Origin of the sequence: Candidatus Pelagibacter sp. HIMB1611, assembly GCF_052047715.1 — a bacterium.
Taxonomy (GTDB): Bacteria; Pseudomonadota; Alphaproteobacteria; order Pelagibacterales; family Pelagibacteraceae; genus Pelagibacter.
The window spans coordinates 1,279,000-1,290,689 of the sequence record NZ_JBNAJM010000001.1 but is presented as its reverse complement, the minus strand read 5'-3'; the positions used below and the strand labels follow the sequence as shown (position 1 = coordinate 1,290,689).

At 32.9% G+C, this 11,690-nt stretch carries 11 protein-coding genes; 3 read left to right on the top strand and 8 right to left on the bottom strand.

Annotated features, from left to right (window positions below):
* The 3 genes from ACTTAS_RS06970 to ACTTAS_RS06960 form a co-directional block, all read right to left on the bottom strand.
* Positions 1-1,332 (bottom strand): (Fe-S)-binding protein, encoded by a 1,332-nt coding sequence (locus tag ACTTAS_RS06970; RefSeq protein WP_440678866.1) that lies wholly within the window; start codon positions 1,330-1,332, stop codon positions 1-3.
* A 160-nt stretch (positions 1,333-1,492) separates the two neighbouring features.
* Positions 1,493-1,909 (bottom strand): rubrerythrin family protein, encoded by a 417-nt coding sequence (locus ACTTAS_RS06965; protein WP_262590070.1) that lies wholly within the window; start codon positions 1,907-1,909, stop codon positions 1,493-1,495.
* Positions 1,910-2,015: 106 nt separating this feature from the next.
* Positions 2,016-2,444, bottom strand: coding sequence for a Fur family transcriptional regulator (locus ACTTAS_RS06960; RefSeq protein ID WP_262590069.1), 429 nt, complete (start codon positions 2,442-2,444; stop codon positions 2,016-2,018).
* A 94-nt stretch (positions 2,445-2,538) separates the two neighbouring features.
* Here ACTTAS_RS06960 and fabA point away from each other — a divergent pair, with 94 nt between their 5' ends.
* From fabA to ACTTAS_RS06945, 3 genes are read left to right on the top strand one after another with little or no spacing between them, the layout of a single operon-like run.
* Positions 2,539-3,039: a bifunctional 3-hydroxydecanoyl-ACP dehydratase/trans-2-decenoyl-ACP isomerase gene (gene fabA, locus ACTTAS_RS06955; protein ID WP_440678865.1), complete on the top strand. Its 501-nt coding sequence runs from the start codon at positions 2,539-2,541 to the stop codon at positions 3,037-3,039.
* Entirely contained in the window at positions 3,039-4,250 is a 1,212-nt protein-coding gene (gene fabB, locus ACTTAS_RS06950; RefSeq protein WP_440678864.1) for a beta-ketoacyl-ACP synthase I, read from the top strand. The genes fabA and fabB overlap by 1 nt, the downstream gene beginning before the upstream one ends.
* A 3-nt stretch (positions 4,251-4,253) precedes the next feature.
* Positions 4,254-5,039: an enoyl-ACP reductase FabI gene (locus ACTTAS_RS06945; RefSeq protein WP_262590066.1), complete on the top strand. Its 786-nt coding sequence runs from the start codon at positions 4,254-4,256 to the stop codon at positions 5,037-5,039.
* Positions 5,040-5,115: 76 nt separating this feature from the next.
* Here ACTTAS_RS06945 and pnp read toward each other — a convergent pair whose 3' ends face one another.
* The 5 genes from pnp to nusA are packed head-to-tail and all read right to left on the bottom strand — an operon-like array spanning position 5,116 to position 11,655.
* On the bottom strand, positions 5,116-7,188 hold the full coding sequence (pnp, locus tag ACTTAS_RS06940; protein ID WP_440678863.1) for a polyribonucleotide nucleotidyltransferase: 2,073 nt from the start codon (positions 7,186-7,188) through the stop codon (positions 5,116-5,118).
* 57 nt (positions 7,189-7,245) lie between these two features.
* On the bottom strand, positions 7,246-7,494 hold the full coding sequence (rpsO, locus tag ACTTAS_RS06935; protein WP_075485648.1) for a 30S ribosomal protein S15: 249 nt from the start codon (positions 7,492-7,494) through the stop codon (positions 7,246-7,248).
* A gap of 12 nt (positions 7,495-7,506) precedes the next feature.
* On the bottom strand, positions 7,507-7,875 hold the full coding sequence (gene rbfA / locus ACTTAS_RS06930; protein WP_075485631.1) for a 30S ribosome-binding factor RbfA: 369 nt from the start codon (positions 7,873-7,875) through the stop codon (positions 7,507-7,509).
* Positions 7,875-10,091, bottom strand: a complete 2,217-nt coding sequence (gene infB / locus ACTTAS_RS06925) for a translation initiation factor IF-2 (RefSeq protein ID WP_440678862.1) — start codon at positions 10,089-10,091, stop codon at positions 7,875-7,877. The genes rbfA and infB overlap by 1 nt, the downstream gene beginning before the upstream one ends.
* 10 nt (positions 10,092-10,101) lie before the next feature.
* A complete protein-coding gene (gene nusA, locus ACTTAS_RS06920; RefSeq protein ID WP_440678861.1) occupies positions 10,102-11,655 on the bottom strand; it encodes a transcription termination factor NusA in 1,554 nt (517 codons plus the stop codon).
* Positions 11,656-11,690: the final 35 nt, after the last annotated feature.

Genomic DNA, 11,690 nt, shown 5'->3' with positions numbered 1-11,690 from the left:
TCATAATTTATAACTTTTAGCCATCAATTCGATAGGATGTAGTGCCTCATCATTGGAGATGTTAGTATCCACTTCAAGCTGCTTCAAGTGCTTACCTGCTAAAGGACAATCAGAAGCCATGTACTTGTTATTTTTTGTTTTAATTTGTCTTGCAGTTGGTCTTCCTACTTTATTGGCCAGATCATGTGTTTCTTTCATCACACCAAAAGTTCCACCATGCCCAGCACATTTCTCTACAACATCAATTTTAACATTCGGGATAAGTTTAAGCATATCTCTGGCTTTGATACCCATGTTTTGTGCTCTTGCGTGACACGCATGGTGCACTGTCACTCCACCATCTATTTCTTGTAAACCATCTGCTAATCCCTCATTGTTTGCAATATCAACAACATACTCATCAATATCCATAACGTTTGCAGATAATTTTTTTATTTTATCATCATTAGGTAAAAGCAATGGCCATTCAAATTTTAACATTAAACCACAACTAGCGGTTAATGTAACAACTTTGTAACCTTTGTTAATCCATTCAACTAAATCTTTAGAAACTTTTTTAGCCTGTTCCACAACTTTAGGAAGATCAGCTTGCTCTAAGAATGGCATTCCACAACATCCGGGATAGGCTTCTTGAACTTCTACACCATTTTTCTTTAGAACTTTTAAAGCTGCAACACCCGTATTTTTTTTATTAAAGTTAACAAAACATGTAGAATAAATTACAACTTTTCTATCATCAGTTTTTGTCTCGTAGTTTATTTTGTCATTATTTTTCTTAAAAAAGTTAGAAAAAGTTTCTGAATTGTATTTTGGAAGTTGAACCCTTTTATCGATACCAGCTACTAACTCTAATATTTTTCTAAACAACTTATTTTTTATATCTGATGCCCAATTAATTATTTTAGAAAATAAAACCCCAATTTTTGCGTTTCTATCTATTTGGGCTAATTGCATTGGAACACTTGGTAATTTACCTAATTTTTTCTGTGCCGTTCTGTACCTCAACATTAAATGAGGGAAATCAAGATCAAAATCATGAGGAGGTACATAAGGACATTTGGTCATAAAACACATGTCGCAAAGAGTACAGGCATCAACAACCGGAGCAAATTGCTCACTTTTTAAACTTTCTACGTCTTCATTTTCAGACTCATCAATCATATCGAACAATTTTGGAAAGGAATCACAAAGATTAAAACATCTTCGACATCCATGGCAAATATCAAACACTCTTCGCATTTCTGCATCTAATTTTTCAGTATTTAAAAAATCTGGATGCTCAAAATCAATAGGGTGACGAATTGGGGCGTCTAGACTTCCTTCTTTGCTCATACGATTATATTAGAAATTATAATTAATGATAAAGAAACTAATACCACTGGTTCATTAAACCAATCTTTTATTAATTGTAAAAGTTGCTCTTTCATTTTTTTTTGATTTTAAAAATTTTGTTAAATTTAGTGGGCGGTAAACGCCCACTAATGAATATTATTTAGGCAATAGACTCTAAAGTTTTTTGAAATTTACCAGCATGAGATTTTTCAGCTTTTGCTAAAGTCTCAAACCAATCTGCAATTTCCTCAAAACCTTCTTCTCTTGCAGTTTTAGCCATACCTGGGTACATGTCAGTATATTCATGCGTTTCTCCCTCAATTGCTGAAGCTAAATTTGCTTTAGTTTCACCAATTGGTTTCCCAGTAGCTGGATCTCCAACTTGTTCAAGGTATTCTAAGTGACCATGTGCGTGACCAGTTTCACCTTCTGCTGTTGATCTAAATACTGTAGCTACATCATTATAACCTTCGATGTCAGCTTTTTGTGCAAAATAAAGATATCTTCTATTTGCTTGACTCTCACCAGCGAATGCTGCTTTTAAGTTCTCTTCTGTTTTACTTCCTTTTAAAGACATTTTTTTCTCCTTAATTTAACTTTATAGACCATATAGTGTCTAAAACTTTAATGTCAATAGTTTAGAATTATTATAATCTAGATTTTATATAATTGATTTAATTGAATTATTTTTGAGTTTGATTATCACTCGCAACTTTAACCAAAACTTCAACTGAATTTATTTTTTTTCCTGTAATATTTTTTTTAATATTTACTGGATCTATATCATTTTCATCACAATCTATTAGCTGATGAGTATCTTCATCATAAAAATGATGATGAACAGATGTGTTTGTATCAAAATAACTTTTATCGCTGTTAATCGAAATTTCTTTTAAATATCCTTTTTTCTGAAATGCATGAACAGTGTTGTAAACTGTTGCTAAAGAAATTTTTTCATTCATCTCCTCAGAAATCATTTTTACGAGATCATTGATTGTAAAATGAAAAGTTTTTTCTCTATTAAATAGAACTTCACACATTTTAACCCTTTGTTTAGTGGGTCTAAGTCCTAAATCTCTTAATTTTTCAACAAAATTACAGTTTTTTACCATTGTATTTTATAATTATTCTAATGTATGAATAAAAATATAAAGTTTTATTATATTATATTAGCATTAAATCAAGTAATAAGGTCTCTCAAAAAATATGAAAAAAAATTCTTACTCATATGATGATCTAATAAGTTGTGGAAATGGTGATCTTTTTGGACCAGGTAATGCAAAATTACCGCTTCCTCCAATGTTGATGTTTGATAGAATAACTGAAATCAACGAGAATAATGGAGCTTTCAGTAAAGGCTACTTAAAGGCTGAATTAGATATAAAAAATGATCTATGGTTTTTTGACTGTCATTTTAAAGAGGATCCAGTCATGCCTGGGTGTCTAGGTTTAGATGCTATGTGGCAACTAGTTGGATTTTTTCTGGGCTGGTTAGGAAATCCTGGCAAAGGTAGAGCTCTAGGAGTTGGTACTGTAAAATTTACTGGTGAAGTTTTACAAAATGTTAAAAATGTAAGGTACGAAATAGATATGAAAAAAATTATGTCGCCAGGTGGAACGACTGTTGGTCTTGCTAATGGAATTGTACTTGCTGATGACAAAAAAATATATTCAGCAGAAAGTTTGAAAGTGGGGTTATTTAAATAATGAGAAGAGTAGTAATTACAGGATTAGGAATTGTCTCTTGTTTGGGAAACAACCAAGAGGAAGTTCATCAATCATTAATTAATTCAAAATCAGGAATTTCTTATGCTGAGGAATATAAAGAATATAATCTTAAAAGTCATGTTCATGGCAAACCAAATATAAAATTAGAAGATCATATAGATCGAAAAACAATTAGATTTATGGGTTCAGGTTCAGCTTATAATTATATTGCAATGAAAGAAGCTATTGCGGATTCTGGATTAGAAGAATCTGAAGTTAGCAATTTTAAAACTGGAATCGTTATGGGTTCTGGTGGTCCATCAATTGAAAATGTTATTTTGGCTGCGGATAAAACTAGGGCTAAAACTCCAAAATTAATGGGACCATTTATTGTTCCAAGAACAATGGCAAGTACAGCTTCTGCAACACTTGCTGTTCCATTTAAAATTAAAGGAACCAACTACACAATGAGTTCTGCCTGTGCAACAAGTGGCCACTGTATTGGTAATTCAATGGAATTAATTCAAATGGGCAAACAAGATGTTGTTTTTGCAGGTGGAAGTGAAGAAGTTCATTGGGCTATGACGGCAATGTTTGATGCGATGACTGCTTTATCATCAAAATATAATGACGCTCCTGAAACAGCATCAAGAGCATATGACAAAACAAGAGATGGTTTTGTAATTGCAGGTGGTGCAGGTGTGCTAGTGCTTGAGGAATATGAACATGCTAAAGCAAGGGGTGCTAAAATATACGCAGAATTAACTGGTTATGGAGCAACTTCAGATGGATATGATATGGTAGCTCCATCAGGAGAGGGTGCTATCAGATGTATGCAAATGGCAATGTCTACTGCTAAAAATAAAATTGATTATATCAATACTCATGGAACTTCTACTCCAGTTGGAGATATCACGGAACTAAATGCAGTTAAAAATACTTTTGGAGACAATATCCCAAAGATTAGTTCGACAAAATCTTTATCAGGACATCCACTTGGTGCAGCTTCAGTTCATGAAGCAATTTACTGTTTGATAATGATGAAGAATAATTTCATAGCTGGCTCTGCAAACATAAATGAGATGGATGAAGAAGCTAAGAAATTTCCTATAGTTTCAAAAACTGAAACGGGAGCAACTTTAAATACAGTAATGTCAAATAGCTTTGGTTTTGGTGGAACTAATGCAGCTTTAATTTTTGAAAAGGTTTAATTTATGAGTTTAATGAAAGGCAAAAAGGGATTAATCATGGGTGTTGCAAATGAGAGATCTATTGCCTGGGGTATATCTCAAAAACTTGCTGAAGCAGGAGCAGAACTAGCATTTACATATTTAGGCGATGCTTTGAAAAAAAGAGTTGTTCCTTTAGCAGAAAAATTAAATTCAAACGTTACATTTAGTTGTGATGTTGAAAAAAAAGAAGAGGTTGTAAAATTATTCGAAGATATCAAATCCCAATGGGGTGAAATTGACTTTGTAGTTCATGCAGTTGCTTTCTCTGATAAATCAGAGTTATCAGGTGAATATTTAAATACCACTAGAGAAAACTTTTTAAGAAGTATGTTAATCTCATGCTTTTCATTTACTGAAGTAGCAAAAGAAGCCTCAAAGGTAATGAAACAAGGCGGAAGTTTATTAACTTTAACTTACGAGTCTACTAAAGCAATTCCAAATTATAATGTAATGGGTGTTTGTAAATCAGCTTTAGAAGCTAGTGTTAAGTATCTAGCTCGAGATTTGGGTGCCAAGGGTATGAGAGTAAATGCAATAAGTGCAGGCCCTATTAAAACATTAGCAGCTTCTGCGATTGGAGATGCAAAATTCCTATATAAATGGAATGAAGACCATTCTTTTCTCAAAAGAAACGTAGATATCCATGATGTTGGAAATTCAGCATTATATCTATTAAGTGATCTTGCAAACGGAGTTACTGGTGAAATTCACTATGTAGATGCAGGATATAACAAAGTTGGAATGCCTGACCCAAAGAATATTAGCTAAATTTAGTTAATTTTAGTTAAAAAAAACCCCCAGAAGTCTCATTCAGGGGGTTTAGGATTTAAATTTAAGCTATTAATTATTCAGTAGCTTGTTTCATAGAAAGTTTAACTTTACCTCTATCGAAACCAATCACTTTAACTTTTACTTCATCGCCTTCTTTAACGACGTCAGTAACTTTAGCAACTCTTTTGTCTGCAAGTTCTGAGATATGAACAAGTCCATCTTGTTTTCCTAAGAAATTAACAAATGCACCAAATTCCATAATCTTCATTACTTTACCTGAATAAATTTTATTGAGTTCAGCTTTTGCGGTTATGTCTTTAATCATCTGCATGGCGATGTTTCTAGACTCTTCATCTGGAGCAGCAACTGTTACTACACCTTCGTCATTTACATCTACTTTCGCACCTGATTTTTCAACTATCTCTCTGATTGTTGCACCACCTTTTCCAATGACAGCAGCAATGTCTTTTTTATCAACATTAACTTGTTCCATTTTTGGAGTATGTTTTCCAACATCAGATCTTGAAGCTGATAATGCTTTGTTCATTTCTCCTAAGATATGAACTCTTCCATCTTTAGCTTGGCTTAATGCTTGCTCCATGATTTCAAATGTAATACCTGTAATTTTGATATCCATTTGAAGAGAAGTAATTCCATCTTTAGTTCCAGCAACTTTAAAGTCCATGTCACCAAGGTGATCTTCATCACCTAAAATGTCTGATAATACACTAAAATCATCACCTTCTTTAATTAAACCCATTGCAATACCTGCAACTGGCTCTTTAATTGGCACTCCAGCGTCCATTAACGCTAATGACGTTCCACAAACAGTAGCCATAGAAGAAGAACCATTAGACTCAGTTATTTCTGAAACTACTCTAAAAGTATATGGAAATGCCTCTTTCGTTGGTAATGAAGAGTTAATCGCTCTCCAAGCTAATTTACCATGTCCGATTTCTCTTCTGCCAGTTCCAATTCTTCCAGTTTCTCCAACAGAAAAAGGAGGAAAATTATAATGAAGCATAAATCGTTCTCTCTGAAGCCCATCTAAACTTTCAATTCTTTGTTCGTCATCAGAAGTTCCTAGAGTTGCTACAACAATTGCTTGGGTTTCTCCTCTAGTAAATAATGCAGAGCCATGAGCTCTAGGTAAAATACCCACTTCACACGCGATAGGTCTTACATCAGATAAACCTCTTCCATCAATTCTATTTTTATTTTTTAGAATATCAGTTCTAACAATAGATTTTTCTAGGCTTTTTAGCTGACTGTTAACATCAAGATCTGTGTAGTTTTCATCTTCCTCATAAAGTTTTTTAGCTTTATCTGTAATTTCGGAAATTTGATTTGATCTATCTTGTTTATCTCTTGTAGCAAAAGCTTTTTTAAGATCTTCAGTAAAAGTTTCCTCAAGTTTTTTCTTAACTTCAGATAAATCTTTTTTCTCAACTGTCCATTCAGGTTTTCTACATTCTTTTGCAAGCTCCTCAATCATTTCAATCACTGGAACAAAACCTTCATGACCAAATTTAACTGCATTTAACATTTCTTCTTCAGTTAAACCGCTTGCTTCTGATTCAACCATAAGCACAGCATCTTTCGTACCTGCTACAACTAAATCTAATTTCGATTTTTCTAATTCTACTTTAGATGGGTTTAAAACATATTTTCCATCAATAAATCCAACTCTTGAGGCTCCCACAGGTCCCATAAATGGCATTCCTGATATAGCTAATGCTGCCGATGAAGCAGTGATTGATAAAATATCTGGTTCGTTTTCTTTGTCATATGAAATTACAGTTGGTAATAATTGTACTTCATTTTTAAACTCATCAGGAAACAAAGGTCTGATTGGTCTATCAATTAATCTAGAGATTAATGTTTCACTCTCAGTTGGTCTTGCTTCTCTTTTAAAATACCCACCTGGAATTTTTCCAGCTGCATAATATTTCTCTTGGTAATTTACAGATAATGGAAAGTAATCCATATCAGGATTTACTTTTTTTGCTCCTACTACTGTTGCTAGTACGACTGTCTCTCCACATGTTGCGATTATTGCTCCGTCTGCCTGTCTTGCTACTTTACCTGTTTCTAAACTTATTTTCTTTCCCGCTACTTCAATTTCCTTCTTGTATACTTTAAACATTTCATTTCCATTTCGTTTCGTTCGTTTCGTTCCATTCCGTTCTATCTATCTTGACTTCTATTTTCTTAAATTCAATTTCGACAGTACATTTTTGTAAGAATCCATTTTGTTTTTCTTAAGGTATTCTAACAATTTCTTTCTTCTATTTACCGCTCTCAACAATCCAACTGATGAATGTTTATCCTTCTTGAATTGCTTAATATGCTTAGAGAGAGTTTCAATTTTCTCTGTTAGCAAAGCAATTTGGATTTCTGAAGATCCAGTATCTTTATCATGCATTGCTAATTCTTGTGCCTTTTTATTCATGCCTCTTTCTTCCTATTTATTTGTTTGTTTTATTAAGTTTTCTATTTTTTCCGCATACTCAAAAGACTCATCTTTTCTAAAAAGTAATTTTGGTAAAAATTTCATAACCACTTTTTGTGATAAAATTTTTCTTATTAAAAATGAGTATTCTTTCAAAACATTAATTGTTTCCTCAGCATCTTTTCCTCCCAATGGAAGAACATATGCTTTAGCAATTTTTAAATCAGGACTCATTCTAACCTCTGTAACTGTTATAGTATTTGTTTCTAAGTTGGGCACCTTAGCCTCATTTCTTATAAAAATCATGCTTAAAGACTGCTTAATCATCTCTCCGACTCTAAGCTGTCTTTGCGATACTGGTTTTCCTATTCTATCAGCCATTAAATCGATCTCTCTGTAGATGTAACACTAAATGCCTCTATTGTGTCGTTTTTTTGGAAATCCATATAATCTTTAACAGTAATTCCACATTCTTGACCATCACTAACCTGTTTTACTTGGTTTTTCTCTCTGAAAATTGTTGAAACTTTCCCTGTGTAAATTATTGCGCCGTCTCTAATAATTCTTACATCAGAATTACTATTTATTTCACCTTCAGTAATTTTTGAACCTGCAACTTTTCCAGCACCTGAAACTTTGAATATCTCAAGAATTTGTGCTGTTCCAGTAATTGTTTCTTGAACATCAGGAGATAATAGTCCAGACATTTTTTGTTTAACATAGTCCAACACCTCATAAATAATATTGTAAGAAGAGATTTTTATTTTTTCATTTTCAGCAAGTTTTTTAGCCTCTTTGCTCGGTTTTACATTAAATGCTATAAGAACAGCATTAGATGCTTTAGCCAATGTAACGTCAGTTTCTGTTACCATTCCTATATCTGCTAATATTATTTTTGGCTTAACTTCTTCGTGTTTAATTTGAGCAATTGCATTTTTGATAGCCTCAGATGATCCTTGTACATCAGATTTAATAATTAAATTTAATTCCTCTGAAGATTTATCTGAAAAGGCAGAATCTTGTGTTGCAAACGTTAATGGGTTTTTTCCATCTTTGCTTTCTTGAGCTCTATTTTCACTTAGAGTTTTAGCTTCTTTTTCAGTGTCTAAAACTATAAAATCATCTCCGGCTTTAGCAGCACCATTTATACCCAAAACTTCTATGGGAGTTGAAGGTGGAGCCTCGCTAATATTTTGACCTTTATCATTAATAATTGCTCTGACCTTTCCCCATTTTAAACCACTTACAAAAAAATCACCTTTTTTAAGAGTACCTGTCGTTACAATAATATTTGCAACCGGTCCTCTTCCAACATCTATTTTTGACTCTAATACAATCCCTGTAGCTTTAGATTCATAATCTGTTTTAAGATCTAAAATTTCAGCTTGTAAAATTATAGACTCAACTAACTTATCTAAGTTTTGTTTTGTTTTTGTAGAAACCTCAACCATTAAAGTGTCTCCAGATAAATCTTCTGCGATTAACTCGTGTTCAAGTAGTTGGTTTTTAATTTTCTGCGGATCAGCTTCTGGAAGATCACACTTATTTATTGCAACTACTATTGGAACATTTGCTGCTTTTGCGTGTTTAATAGACTCAACTGTTTGTGGCTTCACTCCATCATCAGCTGCAACAACCAAAACCACTACATCTGTTAATTTAGAGCCTCTAGCTCTCATTTCTGTAAAAGCTGCGTGACCTGGGGTATCTATAAAAGTTAATTTATTATTTTGACTTTCAATTTGGTATGCTCCGATATGTTGAGTAATTCCACCAAACTCTCCTGAAACAACATTAGCGCTTCTTAAAACATCTAAAACAGAAGTTTTACCATGATCAACGTGGCCCATAACCGTAACAATAGGTGGTCTATTTTTTAAATTTTCTACTCTAGTAGCCTTTATTTTTTGAATAATTTCCTCTGCTTTTTCTTCTCTTATTGGATTATGTCCAAATTCCTTAACTAGAAATTCAGCTGTATCAGCGGCTAAAGTTTGATTGATTGTTACAGTTACTCCCATTCCAAATAAATATTTAATTACATTGCTAGACTGTTCCGCCATTCTATTTGCTAACTCTCTAACAGTAATTGCTTCTGGAATATTGATGTCTCTTTTTACTGGTTTTGAATTTTCTTGTGCCTCTTCTTTGGAAGAGTTTTTCATCTCTTTTTGTCGAGCTCTTTTAACTGATGCTAAACTTCTTTCTCTTGCTTCTATTTCGTCACTTAATGCTCTTGAAACAGTTAATTTTAATTCTCTTTTTTTTGTTCCAGCTTTTAAAGTTTTTTTATCTTTTTCACTATCTCCCTTAAGTCTTTTGGTAGCTCTTTGCTCTGCCAGTTTTCTTCTTTCAAAATCGCTTGTAATTGGAGGAGATTTTGGTGCAAAAGACGGTTTTGATGGTGCACCCCTATTAAATGAAGTGGTAGATTTTGGTTTTCCTACACCAGGTCTAAACGATCCACCTCTATTAGTGAATTTTCCACCTTGTTTTTCAATAACTCTAGAATTTTTTCCTTGAGTTTTAGCTATCTCAATATTTCTTATAGATTTCTTTGCAGAGCCGGATATTGTTAATTTTGTTTTTTTCTCCATTGCTCATCTCTCAATCTTTATAAATTATATTTCTAGCAGACATAATTAATTCATCTGCCTCTTCTTTAGATAAAGCAAAATCTTCTAAATAACCCTGAATTTTAACTCTCTCTCCTTTAATTACGTCATAGCCACCAGTAAGTTCATCAGATGCAAGATCTGCAAAATCTTCTAACGTTAATATTTTTTGTTCACCCAATGTAACTAACATTCCTGGGGTAAGACCCTTAAGGCTGATAAGAGCATCTTGTAGACCTAGCTCTTTAATTCTTTCAGATATATCTTCTTGATCTTTTTGATGAAACTCTTTTGCTCTTTCAATTAACGCAATTGCGGTTTCTTCCTCAATTCCCTCTATTTTAGTTAAATTTTCTGGCAAGCTGTCTTTAATATCGTCTATTGTTGAAAAACCTTCAGCTACTAATAACTGACCTAAAGTTTCATCTAATTCTAAGTTTTTAACAAAGTTATCTGTCTTTTCTTTAAATTCTAATTGTCTTCTCTCGGAATCTTCCGCATCAGTCATAATATTAATTTCATAATTTAACAACTTAGTTGCCAATCTTACATTTTGACCCCTTCGACCAATCGCTTTACTCAAATTTTCTTCTGTTAGAATTACATCAAGTTTTTTTCTTTCTGCATCTACATTCACTCTCTGAACTTCTGCAGGAGATAATGCGTTTGATACTAATATTGCAGCATCCTCTGCCCAATTCACAATATCAATTTTTTCTCCTTGAAGTTCATTTACGACTGCCTGAACTCTAGAACCTCTCATACCAACACAAGCTCCAACAGGATCTAGTGATGTATCAACTGCTTTAACGCAAATCTTTGCTCTACTTCCAGGATCTCTTGAAGAAGATTTAATTTCAATTAATCCATCATAAATTTCTGGCACTTCTTGAACAAAAAGTTTCTCCATAAATTTTGGATGAGCTCTAGACAAGAAGATTTGTTGACCTCTTGGCTCTCTTCTTACATCATAACAATAAGCTTTTACTCTATCACCAGCTTTAATATTTTCTCTGGGAATTAATTCATTTTTTTGAATGATTGCTTCTGTTCTACCTAGATCAACAATAACACTTCCAAATTCTAATCTCTTAACAATACCACTTAAAATTGTATCTTTTTTATCAATGAAGTCATTAAATTGTCTTTCTCTCTCTGCTTCTCTAACATTAAAGCTTATCACTTGTTTTGCAGTTTGAGCAGCTATTCTACCAAAATCAAAAGATGGTAATGGCTGAAGAACTTCATCACCAATTGATTTATCTTTATTATTTTCATTAAGACTTATCGCATCTTCTAATTTTATTTCTGTATTTGCATTTTCAGGATTTTCAGAAATAACAAGTTTTCTAAACAATTCTATGTCTCCATTATCTCTATTAATTGAAACTTTAATTTCATTTTCTTGACCAAACTTAGATTTAGCTGCTTTAGCAATTCCTGTTTCCATAGAACTAATTATAAGTTCTTTATCTATCGATTTTTCCAAAGCTACTGCTTCGGCAATTCTTAATAATTCCAATTTATCTGCTCTTTTATTTAACATTTTTTATCTGCTCCAAAAAAAAATGGGCCAAAGCC